Origin of the sequence: Sutcliffiella horikoshii (genome assembly GCF_002157855.1) — a bacterium.
In the GTDB taxonomy this organism is placed as follows: domain Bacteria; phylum Bacillota; class Bacilli; order Bacillales; family Bacillaceae_I; genus Sutcliffiella_A; species Sutcliffiella_A horikoshii_C.
This window is the reverse complement of sequence record NZ_CP020880.1, coordinates 4,013,719-4,031,146: the sequence shown is the minus strand read 5'-3', so window position 1 is coordinate 4,031,146 and position 17,428 is coordinate 4,013,719. Positions and strand designations below refer to the sequence as shown.

At 46.4% G+C, this 17,428-nt stretch carries 17 protein-coding genes; all 17 read left to right on the top strand.

All coding sequences use genetic code 11. The features are described 5' to 3' along the window. The first annotated feature begins 53 nt into the window (after positions 1-53). Complete coding sequence (locus tag B4U37_RS20385) at positions 54-914, top strand: F0F1 ATP synthase subunit gamma (protein WP_064099565.1); 861 nt, start codon at positions 54-56, stop codon at positions 912-914. Between the two features lie 48 nt (positions 915-962). Next, a complete protein-coding gene (atpD, locus tag B4U37_RS20380) occupies positions 963-2,381 on the top strand; it encodes a F0F1 ATP synthase subunit beta (RefSeq protein ID WP_010200375.1) in 1,419 nt (472 codons plus the stop codon). Positions 2,382-2,406: 25 nt separating this feature from the next. Beyond that, positions 2,407-2,808, top strand: coding sequence for a F0F1 ATP synthase subunit epsilon (locus B4U37_RS20375; RefSeq protein ID WP_088019729.1), 402 nt, complete (start codon positions 2,407-2,409; stop codon positions 2,806-2,808). A gap of 687 nt (positions 2,809-3,495) precedes the next feature. Continuing rightward, positions 3,496-3,870, top strand: a complete 375-nt coding sequence (locus B4U37_RS20370; RefSeq protein ID WP_010200369.1) for an NADH-quinone oxidoreductase subunit A — start codon at positions 3,496-3,498, stop codon at positions 3,868-3,870. After that, positions 3,861-4,373, top strand: a complete 513-nt coding sequence (locus tag B4U37_RS20365; protein WP_010200368.1) for a NuoB/complex I 20 kDa subunit family protein — start codon at positions 3,861-3,863, stop codon at positions 4,371-4,373. Before B4U37_RS20370 ends, B4U37_RS20365 begins: the two co-directional genes overlap by 10 nt. A 2-nt stretch (positions 4,374-4,375) precedes the next feature. Beyond that, on the top strand, positions 4,376-5,545 hold the full coding sequence (locus B4U37_RS20360) for an NADH-quinone oxidoreductase subunit C (protein WP_088019727.1): 1,170 nt from the start codon (positions 4,376-4,378) through the stop codon (positions 5,543-5,545). A 3-nt stretch (positions 5,546-5,548) separates the two neighbouring features. After that, entirely contained in the window at positions 5,549-6,649 is a 1,101-nt protein-coding gene (locus tag B4U37_RS20355; protein ID WP_088019726.1) for an NADH-quinone oxidoreductase subunit D, read from the top strand. Continuing rightward, entirely contained in the window at positions 6,649-7,659 is a 1,011-nt protein-coding gene (gene nuoH / locus B4U37_RS20350) for an NADH-quinone oxidoreductase subunit NuoH (protein ID WP_088019725.1), read from the top strand. Before B4U37_RS20355 ends, nuoH begins: the two co-directional genes overlap by 1 nt. A 52-nt stretch (positions 7,660-7,711) precedes the next feature. Beyond that, the gene (gene nuoI / locus B4U37_RS20345) at positions 7,712-8,131 is read left to right on the top strand and encodes an NADH-quinone oxidoreductase subunit NuoI (RefSeq protein WP_010200360.1); all 420 of its coding nucleotides are present in this window, start codon (positions 7,712-7,714) and stop codon (positions 8,129-8,131) included. Continuing rightward, positions 8,128-8,667 (top strand): NADH-quinone oxidoreductase subunit J, encoded by a 540-nt coding sequence (locus tag B4U37_RS20340; protein WP_088019724.1) that lies wholly within the window; start codon positions 8,128-8,130, stop codon positions 8,665-8,667. The genes nuoI and B4U37_RS20340 overlap by 4 nt, the downstream gene beginning before the upstream one ends. After that, the gene (gene nuoK, locus B4U37_RS20335; protein WP_010200357.1) at positions 8,664-8,978 is read left to right on the top strand and encodes an NADH-quinone oxidoreductase subunit NuoK; all 315 of its coding nucleotides are present in this window, start codon (positions 8,664-8,666) and stop codon (positions 8,976-8,978) included. The genes B4U37_RS20340 and nuoK overlap by 4 nt, the downstream gene beginning before the upstream one ends. A gap of 20 nt (positions 8,979-8,998) precedes the next feature. Beyond that, on the top strand, positions 8,999-10,867 hold the full coding sequence (nuoL, locus tag B4U37_RS20330) for an NADH-quinone oxidoreductase subunit L (RefSeq protein ID WP_088019723.1): 1,869 nt from the start codon (positions 8,999-9,001) through the stop codon (positions 10,865-10,867). Continuing rightward, complete coding sequence (locus B4U37_RS20325) at positions 10,864-12,402, top strand: complex I subunit 4 family protein (protein ID WP_088019722.1); 1,539 nt, start codon at positions 10,864-10,866, stop codon at positions 12,400-12,402. Before nuoL ends, B4U37_RS20325 begins: the two co-directional genes overlap by 4 nt. A 7-nt stretch (positions 12,403-12,409) precedes the next feature. Then, positions 12,410-13,939 (top strand): NADH-quinone oxidoreductase subunit NuoN, encoded by a 1,530-nt coding sequence (gene nuoN / locus B4U37_RS20320; RefSeq protein ID WP_088019721.1) that lies wholly within the window; start codon positions 12,410-12,412, stop codon positions 13,937-13,939. Positions 13,940-14,230: 291 nt separating this feature from the next. Then, positions 14,231-14,461 carry a DUF1146 family protein gene (locus B4U37_RS20315; protein WP_088019720.1) on the top strand — a complete coding sequence of 77 codons (231 nt, stop codon included), beginning with the start codon at positions 14,231-14,233 and terminating at the stop codon, positions 14,459-14,461. Between the two features lie 453 nt (positions 14,462-14,914). Beyond that, positions 14,915-15,748 (top strand): YwmB family TATA-box binding protein, encoded by an 834-nt coding sequence (locus B4U37_RS20310; RefSeq protein WP_157663863.1) that lies wholly within the window; start codon positions 14,915-14,917, stop codon positions 15,746-15,748. Positions 15,749-15,780: 32 nt separating this feature from the next. Next, the gene (gene murA / locus B4U37_RS20305; protein ID WP_088019718.1) at positions 15,781-17,085 is read left to right on the top strand and encodes a UDP-N-acetylglucosamine 1-carboxyvinyltransferase; all 1,305 of its coding nucleotides are present in this window, start codon (positions 15,781-15,783) and stop codon (positions 17,083-17,085) included. The last annotated feature ends 343 nt before the right edge of the window (positions 17,086-17,428 follow it).

Below are 17,428 nucleotides of genomic sequence, written 5' to 3'. Positions count from 1 at the left end.
CCTTTCCATGTGTCTAACCGCTCTGAATAGGGTTAAAAAGGTGGTGAAATCCTTTGGCATCATTACGCGACATAAAAACGAGAATTACCTCGACGAAGAAGACTAGTCAAATCACAAAAGCCATGCAGATGGTTTCCGCATCGAAACTGAATCGTGCTGAGACGAATGCAAAAGCTTTCAATCCTTATATGGATAAAATCCAGGAGGTTGTAGCAAGTATCGCTCTAGGAAGTACAGATGTATCGCATCCAATGCTAGAAAGCCGTCCGGTAAAACGTACTGGCTACATCGTAATCTCCTCTGACCGTGGTCTTGCAGGTGCCTATAACAGTAACATCTTACGTACGGTTCATCAGACGGTTCAAAAACGTCATAAGTCTCAAGATGAATACGCAGTAATTGCCATCGGACGAATCGGCCGCGACTTTTTCAGAAAGCGTAATGTTCCTGTATTCTCCGAAATTACTGGTCTAGGCGACCAAGTATCCTTCTCAGACATCAAGGACATTGCGAATCGTGCAGTCAGCATGTACGCGGATGGAACGTTTGATGAGTTATACGTGTATTACAACCACTTTGTAAGTGCAATCTCTCAAGAAGTAACAGAGAAGAAACTTCTTCCTCTTACTGACATTGCACCTACATCCAACAAGATTACATCCTATGAGTTCGAACCTTCCCAAGAAGGTATCCTTGAAGTATTGCTACCGCAATATGCGGAAAGCCTGATCTACGGTGCATTACTAGATGCAAAAGCAAGTGAGCACGCTGCTCGTATGACAGCGATGCAAAGTGCAACAGATAACGCGAAAGAGCTTATCCAAGGCCTTACACTTTCTTACAACCGTGCCCGTCAAGCAGCAATCACTCAAGAGATTACCGAGATTACTGCGGGAGCTTCAGCTCAACAATAGATTTGTACTGAAACAAAATTTTGCAAAAGTAAGTTAGGAGGGAATACGATGAAAGGTCGCGTTACTCAAATCATGGGTCCAGTTGTCGACGTAAAATTCGACAGCGGACATCTTCCTGAAATATACAACGCTCTTCATATTAATCATAAAGCTCGTAGCGCTAATGAAGTAGACATTACTTTAACGCTTGAGGTTGCTCTTCACCTTGGAGACAACACAGTGCGTACAATCGCTATGGCTTCTACAGACGGTGTCGTTCGCGGCATGGAAGTAGAAGATGCTGGTCACCCTATTTCTGTACCAGTAGGTGACGTAACACTTGGTCGTGTTTTCAACGTACTAGGAGAAAACATTGACTTAGATGCTCCAATCGCTGCAGGTTCTCGTCGTGATCCGATTCACAGACAAGCTCCTACATTCGATCAACTTTCAACAGACGTTGAAATCCTTGAAACTGGTATCAAAGTAGTAGACTTACTTGCTCCTTACATCAAGGGTGGTAAGATCGGTCTATTCGGTGGTGCCGGTGTAGGTAAAACGGTTCTTATCCAAGAATTAATCAACAACATCGCACAAGAGCACGGTGGTATCTCCGTATTCGCAGGTGTTGGTGAGCGTACTCGTGAAGGAAATGACCTTTACCACGAGATGACAGATTCTGGCGTTATCAAGAAAACTGCCATGGTATTCGGACAAATGAACGAACCGCCTGGAGCACGTATGCGTGTTGCACTAACAGGTCTTACAATGGCTGAGTACTTCCGTGATGACCAAGGACAAGACGTTCTATTCTTCATGGACAACATCTTCCGTTTCACACAAGCAGGTTCTGAGGTTTCCGCCCTACTAGGCCGTATGCCATCTGCCGTTGGTTACCAACCAACACTTGCTACTGAAATGGGTCAATTACAAGAGCGTATCACGTCTACGTCTGTAGGTTCTGTAACGTCTATCCAAGCGATCTACGTTCCTGCCGATGACTACACGGATCCAGCTCCAGCGACAACTTTCGCTCACTTAGATGCAACAACTAACCTTGAGCGTAAGCTTTCCGAGATGGGGATCTACCCTGCGGTTGATCCTCTAGCTTCCACTTCCCGTGCATTGGCACCAGAAGTAGTTGGAGACGACCACTATGCAGTAGCACGTGAAGTACAGGTTACTTTACAGCGTTACAAAGAACTACAAGATATCATTGCTATCTTAGGTATGGATGAGTTAACGGATGAGGATAAATTAACCGTTCACCGTGCTCGTCGTATCCAGTTCTTCTTATCTCAAAACTTCCACGTTGCCGAGCAGTTCACTGGACAAAAAGGTTCTTACGTTCCTGTTCAGGAAACAGTTAAAGGATTCAGAGAAATCCTTGACGGCAAATACGACCACCTTCCTGAAGATGCATTCCGTCTAGTTGGACGCATCGAAGAAGTAGTCGAAAAAGCGAAGCAAATGGGTGTAGAAGTTTAATTAAAGGGACCTAGGAGGGAATGAAATGAAGACATTAAAAGTCAGCGTAGTTACTCCCGATGGCCCGGTTTATGAATCAGACGTAGAAATGGTAGTAGCCCGTGCTCAAAGCGGTGAGCTGGGAGTTCTACCAGGACATATCCCGATGGTTGCTCCACTTCAAATCGGCGGCGTCCGTATGAAAAAAGACGGCAAAACCGAACAAGTGGCAGTAAACGGAGGCTTCCTAGAAGTGCGTCCTGATAAAGTAACGATCCTTGCCCAAACTGCAGAAGCAGCGGAGCAAATCGATCTTACACGTGCAGAAGAAGCAAAAAAACGCGCCGAGCAACGACTGCAGTCCAAACAAGACGACGTCGACTACCGCCGCGCCGAACTTGCCCTTCAACGCGCAATCAACCGCATCAACGTAGCCAAAAGAGGGTAACAATACCCTGTGCATATAAGAATGTTAAAACCCCCTCTTTCCGGAGCAGACGTGCTTTGGAGGGAGGGGGTTTTTTGTGTTGTTTTTTGTGTTGTTGCATTATAGAGGTAAAGAGGGGTCTGACCCGCTGTGCGGTGATGTGCTAAAGGATTTAAGCAGTGAAACGCCTATAATGGATATATTGTTTTTACAATGGATATAAGTCTGTTAACAATGGATAAACCGAATTTACAATGGATATAAATTTTTTACAATGGATAAAACCACTTTAACAATGGATATAGTGGTTTTACTAAATTGATTTCGGCCGAAATGCCCGCTTGTTAATCCAATTTGAAACGGTTATGTGTATCACGGGCCCAAAAACTAACCCACAATTACCTACTTCCAACTAAAACCCCTCCAAGTAACCACATACTTCATTGGTTCCAGCAGTAACCAAGCCCGCTCTTTTCAAAACAAGGTAATTTTCCCTCCAACTTTGATCATGCCGCTTCACATTTTCATTCGAAAAACAAAATCCACCCTCCACCCATAACAAATCCCTTCGCCTCCCTAAAAACAATAGCCATAATAAGGATATCTCCTGTCGACACCGATATGGGTATTTGATATAATTGTTATCGGTTACATTTTTAAATATTGTGAGCAGTCTGAAAATGAAGAGAGACTTCGGAGGGGGCGGGCATGAATCTACTTAACTTATATCAAAATAACTATTTGATAGTGGTTGTATTCTTGGCTCTAGGGGTATTACTTCCGGTCGTGGCGCTTGCTATTGGACGTGTTTTGCGTCCGAATAAGCCATCAGCAGCCAAGCAGACGACCTATGAAAGTGGAATTGATCCCTTTCATGATTCACGTGTTCAGTTTAATGTTCGTTATTACATATTTGCCCTGTTATTTGTCATTTTCGATGTGGAGACGGTTTTCCTGTATCCATGGGCGGTGGCATACGAGAAATTGGGGATTTTTGCACTGATTGAAATGCTTATTTTCGTAGTTTTATTACTGATCGGATTAATATACGCATGGAAGAAGAAGGTGTTGAAATGGATCTAAATCTAGAGAGTATCTCACCAGAGGAAATGGAAGAGCTGAAACAGACAGTCTTCCTGACAACATTGGAGGAGCTGAAAGCGTGGGCCCGCAGTAATTCCATGTGGCCGATGACATTCGGTCTAGCTTGCTGTGCCATCGAAATGATGGGAGTTGGCTCGTCCCACTATGACCTCGACCGTTTTGGGTCCTTCTTTCGTACATCACCGCGTCAGTCTGACTGTATGATCGTGTCTGGTACCGTGACGAAAAAAATGGCACCAGTCCTAAAGCGCCTGTATGATCAAATGCCTGAGCCGAAATGGGTCATTGCAATGGGTTCCTGTGCGACTGCAGGCGGTCCATATATTAAATCCTATGCCGTTGTAAAAGGTGTGGACCAAATTGTACCTGTAGATGTGTACATACCGGGATGCCCACCAAATCCAGCGGCTCTTATTTATGGAATCAACAAGCTCCGCGAGAAAATTCGTTATGAAGCCAAGACAGGGAAGCAGGTGATCTAGCAGTGAGCGATGAGAAAAGCCTGGAAGAAAAAAAGAAAGAGGCCGCAGCCAAAGCAAAAGCTGCAGCACTTGCAAAATTAGAAGCGAAAAAGAAAATGGAAGCAAAGGCTTCTGAAAATATAGAAGAACCAACACCTGAACCACCGGTTGGTGACGACGCGAAAGAATTGGCGAAAAAGAAAGCAGCCGCCGCGGCAAAAGCGAAGGCTGCCGCACTGGCGAAACAAAAGTCCAAAGCAACCGAGGAAGCTGCACCTGACACAGCGGCTTCTACCGACAAAGACGACGCCAAAGAACTAGCCAAAAAGAAAGCCGCAGCAGCTGCCAAAGCAAAGGCTGCCGCACTCGCAAAACAAAAACGGGATGCAGGCGAAACACCTGCACCTGCAACCGACACAGATGACGCCAAAGCGAAAGCCATCGCAGCCGCAAAAGCCAAAGCAGCTGCTGCAGCCAAGGCAAAAGCCGCCGCACTCGCAAAACAACAACGTGACGGAGGAACTGCATCAACGGAATCCGCTGACACAACAACTGACTCCGGCGACCTTCAAGACGAAAAAGCAAAAGCCATCGCCGCTGCAAAAGCCAAAGCAAAAGCAGCAGCAAAAGCGAAAGCCGCTGCCGCCGCCAAGGCAAAAGCAGCATCCGGCACAACCGCCGACGCAACAGCCCAAGAAGAACCAGCACCACCATCACCAAACCAAAAATACCTAGATAAATACGTAAAAGTAATCAACGACAACCTCGGGGAAAACACCTTGGAAGATGCGTACATCAATCCGCTTTCCAAAGATGTCCCGACGCTTGTTGCAAAACCGGAGAACTATTTTAAAGTGGCATCATTTCTGCGATACAATGAGCAGCTGACGTTTGAATTTCTATCAGAAATGCACGGCACAGACTTTGAGACGCATATGGAGATCTATAATCACCTATATTCATATAAAAACAAGCAGTCTGTTGCCCTAAAGGTAAAAATAGATCGAGAGAATCCTGTCATCCCATCCATTCAGCCAATTTGGGAAGGGGCGAACTGGCCGGAGCGTGAGACATATGATCTGCTTGGAATCCAGTTTACAGGACACCCGAATTTGACGCGCATCATGATGCCGGATGATTGGGTTGGTTATCCGCTGCGCAAAGATTATGAGCCGTACGATGTGGAGGTGTAGCAGATGATTCGCACAGAGGAAATGCTACTGAATGTCGGGCCACAGCATCCGAGTACCCACGGGGTGTTCCGACTTGTCATAAAAATTGATGGGGAAATCATCAAAGAAGCGACACCGGTTATTGGATACCTTCACCGCGGAACCGAAAAGCTCGCGGAGAATCTCCAATATACACAAATCATTCCATACACCGACCGGATGGACTATCTATCCGCCATGACGAATAACTATGTGCTATGTCACGCGGTGGAAACGATGATGGGCATTGAAATTCCAGATCGGGCAGAATACCTTCGCGTGCTTGCGATGGAACTTGGTCGTGTTGCGAGTCACCTAGTTTGGTATGGTACATATTTACTTGATATCGGGGCGGTCAGTCCGTTCCTATATGCTTTCCGTGAGCGCGAAATGATTATCAATCTACTAAATGAGCTGTCAGGTGCCCGTCTTACCTTCAACTATATGCGTGTTGGAGGCGTGAAGTGGGATGCGCCTGAGGGATGGATTGAAAAAGTAGAAGAATTTGTTCCATATATGAGGGAGCAGCTAAAGGGCTACCATGACCTTGTAACAGGCAATGAAATTTTCATGAGCCGTGTGAAGGGGGTTGGCCGTTACACGAAGGAGGATGCCTTTGCGTACTCCCTGAGTGGTGCGAACCTTAGATGTACCGGAGTGAAGTGGGATCTTCGTAAAGATGAGCCATACTCCATCTATGATCGCTTTGATTTTGACGTTCCAACACGGGAAGGCGGGGACGCATGGGCGCGTTACCACTGCCGCATGGAGGAAATCGAGGAATCCCTGAAGATCATCGAACAAGCCGTCGAACAATTCCCGAAAGAAGGCGCGATCATGGCAAAAGTGCCGAAGATCATCAAAGCGCCAAAAGGAGAGGCATATGTACGCATCGAATCCCCACGTGGTGAGATCGGCTGCTACATTGCAAGTGACGGGAAAAAAGAACCGTACAGACTTAAATTCCGTCGTCCGTCCTTTTACAATCTGCAGATCTTACCAAAACTTTTAGAAGGCGAAAACATGGCAAACCTGATCGCCATTTTAGGGGCAATTGACATTGTCCTTGGGGAGGTGGATGGCTAATGATGGAAAGCTTGTTGCATTCATCACCATCCTGGACGAACTTTTTCATCTTTTTCGGATTGGCAACGGCCTTGCTGCTTGCCGTCCTGGGCTTCGTAACATACGGAATCCTTGCCGAGCGTAAAGTAATGGGCTTCATGCAAGGGCGTATGGGACCTAACCAGGTCGGTGGCTCATGGGGCTTGCTACAAACCGTAGCCGACGTATTAAAGCTTCTTTTAAAAGAAGACACGATCCCGAAACTTGCGGATCGCCCGTTATACATCATCGCACCAGTTATCGCCTTCACACCGGCGTTTATGGTGCTTGCCACCATCCCGTTCACCGACCGCTTTCAATTTGCGGACATCGGGGTCGGCTTGCTTTACTACATCGCTATTTCCGGCATCACAACGGTCGGCGTTGTTGCGGCAGGCTGGGCATCAAACAACAAGTACTCGTTACTTGGAGGCATGCGTGCTGCGGCCCAGATGATTTCCTATGAAGTGCCGCTAGTTATGTCCGTTATCGGGGTTGTCCTCTTGGCAGGAAGCCTCAACTTAAACGAAATCGTTGCCGCTCAAGGCGAAACCTTCTGGTTCATCATTTTGCAACCGGTCGGATTCCTTATTTTCGTCATTGCATCTGTCGCAGAGTTGAACCGTACACCATTTGACTTGCCAGAAGCAGAATCCGAGCTTGTCGCAGGGTATCATGTGGAATACTCCGGCTTCCGCTGGGCATTCTTCATGCTAGCAGAATATGTATACCTGTTCGCGATGGCATCCTTGACCACCGTCCTGTTCCTTGGTGGATGGCTGCCACCATTCGAGTTTCTAGGATTTATCCCGGGTGCCGTCTGGTTCGCACTGAAATTCAGCGTCGTCGTATTCGTGCTCATCTGGATCCGTGTCACCTTCCCGCGTCTGCGCGCAGACCAGCTGATGGAATTCGGCTGGAAGGTACTGCTACCAGTTGCACTGGCAAACATCTTTTTCTCAGCGATCATGAAGGAATTATTTTTCAAATAAAAAACTCACTTTCATTACTAAAGGGGTAACGGAAGAATAGGGGTGAAGCGAAATGCTCGGTCTTGCAAAAGGTTTAAAATATACCCTACAAAACTTAACGAAGAAAAAAGTAACCTATGATTACCCAAACGAACCGCTTCCACTACCGGACCGGTTCCGAGGCATCCAGAAATTTTACCCGGAAAAATGCATCGTCTGCAACCAGTGCTCCAACATCTGCCCGACAGACTGCATCCAGCTTACCGGGAAAAAACATCCGGATCCAACGAAAAAAGGGAAAATCATCGACACATACGATATCAATTTTGAAATCTGTATCCTCTGTGACCTCTGCACAGAAGTCTGCCCGACAGAGGCCATCATCATGACCAACAACTTTGAGCTTGCTGAATACAGCCGTGATCGACTTTTCAAAGACCTGCAATGGCTCGATGAAAACGATACGAACATCAGAAGGGAGAATAAAGCATGACAATATCCGGTGAATTCATCGCATTTCTTTTCCTAGCAATCGCTGCGATCGCCGGTGGAGTGGTAATGTTGAACCTGACAAAGGTCGTCCACATGGTGGTAGCCCTAGTGTTTACCTTCATCAGCATCGCCGGCATTTATGTCATGCTCTCCGCTGAATTTGTAGCGGCTGTCCAGATTCTCATCTATTCCGGAGCTATCACCATCATCATGCTTTTCGGAATCATGCTGACACGTCACAATGACGAATCCGAAACATCCGGACTTGGGCGAAAAATACTCGTCGGCGCCGGCGTTCTCGGCTTTGCAGCAGTCATGTACTTTGGACTGTACAGCCTTGACCTTGGTTCCCAAGAATCAGCCGACTTGCATGTGAACAACACCGAACAGATCGGTGTAGCCATTTATGCAAAATACGTCATTCCATTTGAACTGACCTCCGTGATCCTGCTTGTCGCACTTGTCGGAGCGATTATCCTGGCAAGACGAGATGACGAAGACACGGACGTTGTAAAAGAGGAGGCGACCAAGGAATGAGCGGAGTTCCATTATCAGCCTACCTGGTACTAGCACTTATTTTATTCTGTATCGGACTTTACGGGGCCCTGACAAAACGCAACACCGTCATAGTCCTGATCTGTATCGAGCTCATGCTGAACGCAGTCAACATCAACCTTGTCGCATTCAGCAAATTCGGCATCGCACCATCCATCACAGGGCAAGTATTCTCCCTGTTCACCATTACCGTCGCAGCAGCAGAAGCCGCAGTAGGCCTGGCTATCCTCATAGCCCTCTACCGCAACCGCCGCACCGTTAACATCGACGAAATGAATACACTGAAGAACTAAAAAAAAGGGGACTTGATACGATGATGGAAAATGCCTGGATCATCCCGCTTTTTCCGCTGATCTCCTTTATCCTGTTATTGCTTGTCGGCAAAAGATTGAAAGAATCGAGTGCATTCCTCGGAATCGCACTCATCGCTCTATCACTCATCTTTTCCCTCACAGCACTATGGGAGCGGTTTTCAGCACCAACCTTCAAAGCCACATTCGACTGGCTCCAAATCGGAGACGTCGTATTGACGGCGGGATATGAAGTCAACCAATTAAACGCCTTGATGCTTGTCGTAGTATCACTTGTCAGCTTACTCGTACATATTTATTCCAAAGGATACATGCACGGAGACGACCGTTTCCATGTATTTTACGCCTACCTGGGCCTGTTTACCTTTGCCATGCTGGCACTTGTCATGTCACCGAACCTGCTTCAGCTCTATATTTTCTGGGAGCTTGTCGGAGTGGGATCATTCTTACTCATCGGGTTCTATTTTTATAAAAATGAAGCAAAAGCCGCTGCCAAAAAAGCGTTCATCATGACGCGTATCGGGGATGTCGGGTTATTCATCGGGATCATCCTATTATTCTGGCAAGTCGGCAGCTTCGAATACGATGTGATATTTGAAGCAGTCAATGCAGGCGCAATCTCAGCGGGAATGCTAACCCTCATTGCCATTCTTATTTTCATCGGAGCAATGGGGAAATCAGGTCAATTCCCTCTGCATTCCTGGTTACCAGATGCGATGGAAGGTCCGACACCGGTTTCAGCCCTCATCCACGCCGCAACGATGGTTGCAGCAGGAGTGTATTTGGTCGCAAGCCTGTTTCCGCTGTTCAATGCAAGTGAAACGGCGCTAATGACGGTCGCAATCGTCGGTGCATTCACTGCGATTTTCGCAGCATCCATCGGGCTTGTACAAAAAGATATTAAGAGAGTGCTAGCCTACTCCACCGTCAGCCAGCTCGGCTTCATGATGCTTGCACTTGGTTCGGCAGGCTATGTGGCAGGGGTTTTCCACCTTACCACACACGCATTCTTTAAAGCCTTGTTATTTCTTGCAGCAGGAAGCGTCATCCATGCCGTCCACACGCAAAACATCGACGAGATGGGCGGTCTTTGGAAAAAAATGCGCACCACAGGCATCTTATTTTTAATCGGAACCCTTGCCATCACTGGTGTTCCGCTATTCTCAGGCTTCTTCAGTAAAGAGGAAATCCTCCTTGCCGCCTGGGTAAATGGAAATCCTTTTCTTTTCTTACTGGCACTGATTGCCGCATTCTTCACGGCATTCTATATGTTCCGCCTGTTTTTCCTTGTTTTCACAGGGGAAGCGCGCGGAGACCAGCGCCACGTGCACGAATCGCCTTCTGTCATGACCATTCCGATGATCGTGCTTGGTGTTCTGGCAGTTGTGGCTGGTTACATGAACACCCCATGGTTCGGCCATTTTCTCGGAGACTGGCTAGCAGAAGGGACTATCCTTTACGGACCGTCCCATATCGAGGGGCCAAAATGGATTATGGCAGCTGCTATAATAGTTTCTTTAGCTGGAATCGGATTTGCCTACCTGATTTATTTCCGCCGCTCCATCGCGCGCGAAACATTCAGTCAAGGCGCACCGCATTTGTATGGAATTTTACGCAACAAATACTTTGTCGATGAAATTTACAATATGACATTCGTCTATGGAACCCGCGTGATCAGCCTGTTCCTGAAATACATCGATGAGTTCCTTGTCCAAGGAACGATGAAGGGCATTGCCGCGGTATCCCAACAAATCGGCAGACTAGGAGCCAAAGTACAGAACGGCCAAACCCAGACTTACGGAGCAGTCGCGTTTGTCGGACTCGCCATTCTCATCATCATTTTCGTCTTCACAGGGGGGTACATCGGATGAACAGTATATTTTTGACAGCGTTGATCTTCGCCCCTCTTTTAGGAATTTTAGTACTTCTTTTTACACCAAAAACAAACGTGGAAGCCATCAAAATCGTTGGTTTCCTGGCAACCTTGCCGTCCTTGATACTCGCGCTCATCGCATTCTGGCAATACAAAGCAGGAGCGGGTCTTGAGCAGTATGCGGTTAACCGTGAATGGATCACATTCGGCAACAAAGATTTGACCGGTGAAATTTACGGCTCACAAGTATACCAGCCGATCTCCTTCGAGCTTGGCATCAACGGCTTCTCGCTCGTCATGATTCTACTGACAGCAGTGCTTTCCACCCTTGCAGCCATCGCAAGCATCCATGTAAAAAAAGAATGGAAAGGCTACTTCATTCTCTTCCTTCTTTTACAAATCGGAATGCTCGGCGTCTTTGCAGCGGAAAACCTGCTCTTATTCTTTTTTTTCTTTGAGCTCACCTTGATCCCGATGTTCTTTCTCATCGGAAAATGGGGTTATTTTGAAAAAGAAAGTGCGGCATACCGTTTCCTTATTTACAATGGTCTCGGTTCGGCCATTCTATTAATCGTGTTTGTGGTCCTTTTCACCAAAACAGGAACGATGAATATCGCCGAAATCACCGCCATGTTCACCGGCAACAGCGACGCCATGTTCCTTGGGGAAGTGTCAGACGATCTGAGAATGGGGCTGTTGATTGCATTGCTTGTCGCATTCGGAATCAAGCTGCCGATCGTGCCGCTGCATAGCTGGATGCTGAAAGTCCACGTGCAAGCACCGCCATCCATCGTCATGCTGCATGCCGGCGTACTTTTGAAAATAGGAGCATTCGGACTTATCCGTTTCGGGGTTGGAATCTTTCCGGAACAATTCGACCAGCTCGCTTTCATTCTAGCAATCTTAGGAGTCGTGAATCTCCTTTACGGAGCATTCCTCGCACTCATTCAAACAGATTTCAAAATGGTGCTGGCCTATTCCAGTATCTCGCATATGGGAATTGTCCTGATCGGACTTGCAGCCCTGAACGAAGCCGGAGTCCAAGGCGCGATCTTCCAAGTGGTCTCCCACGGATTTATCGCAGCACTCTTGTTCTTTTTAATTGGAGTGATGTACGAACGCACCGGAACGACCGACATCGGAAAGCTTGGCGGACTTGCAAAAGCAATGCCACTCACAGCCGGATTCTTCCTTGTCGGTGCCATGGCCTCAATCGGCCTGCCTGGCATGTCCGGATTTGTCAGCGAATTCCTTGCCTTCATGGGACTTTTCAATGAAATGCCTGTTGTCGCTGCAGTCGGAACACTCGGAATCATTTTAACAGCGGCGTATTTATTGCGTGCGGTGCTTGGCATGACTTTTGGAACGAAAGCGGCAGGTTATAGCGAGAAAGTGGTGGACCTGCGCGGTGTGGAATTTGTACCCGTGTTTGCCATGCTACTCTTCATCATCCTGATCGGAGTATACCCTAGCATTCTCGCACAACCGCTGCAAGAAACCATCAACGCCATCATTTTAGGGATAGGGGGGTGAACAGGAGATGGATTTAGAAACCTTACTCAGCTTTGATTGGAGTGTCATGGCACCGGAATTCATCATCCTTGGTGTAGCAACCCTTCTCTCACTACTGGACTTATTTTTACCGAAAAAAATAGACCGGAGACTGCTCGGCTGGCTTGGATTCGCCAGCATCCTGGTGGCCCTCGGATTCTTGGTGGGGATGTACGACAAGGGCCCGGAAGAAGTCACCGCTATCCTATACGAAACATACCGACTTGACAGCTTCGCCATGGCCTTCAAAACGTTGATTCTAGTCGGAGCAGCCTTTGTGATGCTCATGGCCATCAGCTACGAGCCAAAAGAAGGCTTGAGGGAGTACAGAGGGGAGTTCTTCTACCTCTTGCTGCTAGGCGTCCTCGGGGCCATGATCATGTCCTCAAGCGGCGACCTGATCACATTGTTTGTCGGACTTGAACTGTTATCATTGGCTTCCTATGTATTAGCAGGACTGCGCAAAAAGAACCTGCAATCCAACGAAGCCGCCATGAAATACGTCATCAACGGCGGAATCGCGACCGCCATCACCCTGTTCGGAATGAGCTACGTGTACGGCCTGACAGGCACAACCAACCTGCAGGAAATGTGGGTGTCACTATCCCAAATCAACGCACACGACATGCAATACTTACTGGTCATCGCCTTCATGATGATGTTCGTCGGCTTGTCCTTCAAGCTCGCGACTGCACCATTCCACATGTGGGCACCGGACGTCTACCAAGGCGCGCCGACACCAGTAACGGCATTCCTTGCAGTTGTATCCAAAACAGCAGGCTTCATCATCGTCCTGCGCCTATTCGTGACACTGTTCTTCCCGACCCGTGCAGCAGAAGGCGCATCCATGCTGTTTTCCATGGGAGAATTCATCGCAGTCTTGGCCGTGGCCTCCATGATCATCGGTAACTTCGTTGCTCTGCGCCAGCGCAACGTCAAGCGGATGTTCGCCTACTCAGGAGTCGCACACGCCGGATATTTATTGGTGCCACTGGCCACCGTTAACTTCATCTTCATTTTTGAAGCCATGTGGTTCTACCTGGCCGCCTACCTGTTCATGAACATCGGGGCACTTGCAGTATTGCAAGTCGTCACCGCACGTGATGACTCCGAGGATCTGAGCCGATTCGCAGGACTGTACCAGCGCGCACCATTGCTTGCAGTATTGATGTCAGTGTTCTTACTTTCATTGGCAGGTATCCCGGGTACAGCCGGATTCATTGGTAAGTTGTCCATTTTTGTCGGTGCCATTTCTGAACCGAGTAACGCTTATGTCTTGGCATCGGTCTTGATCCTGACCACCGTTGTCTCATACTTTTACTATTTCGGAATCATGACACAAATGTTCTTCCGCCCAGCAGCAAGCCAAGAAAGAATCCATGTTCCTGTTGGAATCTGGATCACCGTCTTTGTTTGCGCGATCGGAACACTGGTCTTGGGAATCCTGCCGGGCCTTGCCCTAAACCTGTTCGGAAGCAATTTTGATATTTTAAAAGATATCTTAGTACCAGGCAACTAACCGATTGTCACGGTAAAGTGGTATATGATTTAATAAGAAAGAAGGAGTTCACACGCTCCTTCTTTTTTGATGGAATACTATAGGAAGAAACTAATGGAGCAAGGTATATAGAGCTGGTGATTGGAGCGAAAGGCTGAGACTCCAGCGGGGGAATAACGGTAGGTTGAGGCTCCGCAGGCTTGCCGAGGAGGCTCAAGCACCGTCCCGCGGAAAGCGAAGCCTGGAGCGAAAATCAACAGCGGATTATACCCAGAGCTTTAATTTTAAAATAAAGAGGAGGCTGCTTTCACAATGATCGATATTGGAGTACAAGCACTCATCAGCATCATCTCCCACCTACTATTCATCAGCATCACCTGGTGGGCACTACAAGCCATCCAATACGAAAAATGGATGAAACCAAACAAAGTCGTCCAAATCAGACTGCTGCTGATCCTAATCACCATCGCCATCGGATCCTCCGTCAGCAACTTCTTCCTGGACTACCTGTTCTTATCACAAAGACTGCCGATGATTTGGTGAAAATAAGTGTAATTCTGCATGCCAGGGGAGAAAATCCTCTGGTTTTTTAGGGAATTGGAGTTGAAATATAGCAATCTCTCGAATTTAGAAAGCTTCAAACCGCTAATAATACAGCAGAATTTAAAATACAAGCGGAAATCCACTAAATACTGTCCAAAATGAACCAAATACAAGCGGAAAATCGAAAATACTGTCCAACGAAGCTAGAATACAGTCCAAAACACACCAAATACAAGCCATTCGACAAACCCCCTCAAAAACCGCAACCACCCAAGCCATCCCCCAACCTCAAAACTTTTACCGCCTTCTACATAAGAGCAGAAAATCCTGCGGGGGTCTGACCCCAAAACACAAAAAAATTAAAACCACAAAAATTTTGACGAATAATCCTATGTATCTCTTGTGCTCACTTTGGCGAAAATGAGTAGTAACAAACAAAGGGGTGTGGGGGATATGTTAAAGATGGAGAATATGGATAAGGGCTTAAAAACTAATACTAAATATACAGATAAAACGTGGAAAGTTTATATTAATAGATTGCTAGGACTATTTTTTATTTTCGTAATATGTTTTACGGGGGTAATTCTTGGGAATGAAAGAAGCAGAGCTCAATTACCAAACGATATCAGTACTGAGATACTTGAAATCGCAGAAGTTTTTCAAAAGGAGAAAATTAATGTTCAGGAATGGAAACTTTATGGACGGAAGAACGTCTATAAAATTAGGGATTTAGTCACTTTTCAAAAAGAGGTAAATCGTTTAAAACAGAGTATGGGCCATCTTAGTTGGAATGTGATGGAAGAAGAGGATCGATGGAAGGCAGTTGGGACTCATTATAATGACTTATTGAAACAAGAAGAGACTCTTCAGCTCATCACCACCCACACAAACTCATCCCAATCTTCGTACTTATTATATGAAGTAACTGGATATGGTTGGGAAAAGCCTGTAGCAACAGAGATAATAAACAATTTCCATTCGAATCTTACCAATATTTCTCATGAAGACTTTGAAATATTTAGTTGTATGACTGGCGATTTCAGTGCTAAAATTGAAGGTGGTTTGCAAAATACGACAAATATTTTGCTAGACGCATTTTCAGCACAAATAGTTGAAGAGATTCAGGAAGATACCTTTGTATCAGTTTCAGCATATACTGATGCATGGAATAATGTTCTTCCGACACATCAGGGAAAGATGAACTTACAAATTGGGTTACGAACACAAGGAATGGGCGATAAGACTACCGTGATTGTAGGCACGCCAATTATTACTGTTGAATATTAATATATAGAATAAAAGACGCGGAGGGGAACGTTTTGGAAAAAATCATCGTCCGCGGCGGACAAAGGTTAAAGGGTACTGTTAAAGTAGAGGGAGCAAAAAACGCAGTACTACCTGTCATCGCCGCAACTTTATTAGCTAGCAAAGGCAAATGCGAAATCTTAGATGTACCTGAGCTCTCCGACGTTTATACGATTAACGAGGTTTTGCGTTATTTGAATGCCGATGTTGAGTTTGAAAATAATCGTATAATTGTCGATGCAACAAGAGAGCTTCACACAGAAGCACCGTTTGAATATGTACGAAAAATGCGCGCATCTGTCCTAGTAATGGGATCATTGCTTGCACGTAACGGAAAAGCACAAATTGCCCTACCTGGAGGCTGTGCAATCGGTTCTAGACCAATTGATCAGCATTTAAAAGGATTCGAAGCAATGGGCGCGAAAGTGAAAGTTGGAAATGGTTATATCGATGCCGAAGTTGACGGAAGATTACAAGGCGCGAAAATATATCTTGATTTCCCAAGTGTGGGAGCAACAGAAAACATCATGATGGCTGCAACTCTTGCTGAAGGTACAACTATCATGGAAAACGTTGCAAAAGAACCGGAAATCGTGGACTTGGCGAACTTCTTGAACTCTATGGGAGCAAAAGTTCGTGGAGCAGGTACTGGTACGCTCAGAATCGAAGGGGTTTCCGAATTACACGGATGCCAACACAACATCATCCCTGACCGCATTGAAGCAGGTACATTCATGGTAGCAGCTGCAATTACAGGCGGAGACGTTATCGTTGAAGGCGCAGTGCCGGAACATTCCAGCTCTTTAATCGCCAAAATGGAAGAAATGGGCGTTAAGTTTGAAGAAGTCGAAAACGGATTACGCGTTATCGGACCTGAAAAACTGAAGTCAATTGACATCAAAACAATGCCTCACCCAGGATTCCCAACAGATATGCAATCCCAAATGATGTCCTTATTATTGGCGGCAGAAGGCACGAGCATGATTACAGAAACGGTATTCGAAAATCGCTTCATGCATGTAGAAGAGTTCCGTCGTATGAACGGCGACATCAAGATCGAAGGACGTTCCGTTGTCATCAATGGACCTTCGAAATTACAAGGTGCAGAAGTGGCAGCAACAGATCTTCGTGCAGCAGCAGCATTAACCCTAGCAGGATTAATCGCAGACGGCTACACTCGTGTAACCGAGCTAAAACACTTAGACCGTGGATACGTAAACTTCCACAACAAACTAGCAGCACTAGGCGCAGACATCGAACGAATAAGCTCCATGGAACAAGAACAAACAATTATCCTAGAGCAAATCAAAGAAGCCTAAACACACCAAAATAGCCAATTATATATTTATATTCTACATCAAGGGTCAGACTCCTTTAGGGGTCTGACCCTTTTTCGAACTTTTTTTTCAGGCCTTCGACGTGAGGTGCGAAATTCCTGCTGGGGTCTGACCCCAGCACAGCATTTTTTTCACTACTTATTAATATTCCAACTTTTTTTCTTACAGACCATTTTTTCGGTGTGATATGGAATTGTTTTCTGATAGTTGTGGGTTATGTGTATATAATATAGAAGTTTTTAGGAGTTTTTTTAGGGTTAGAGGCTTGTGAATGAAGTCTTTAAACCTGCCCATATTTTAGTCATAATTGCTTGTCCACTTCCAT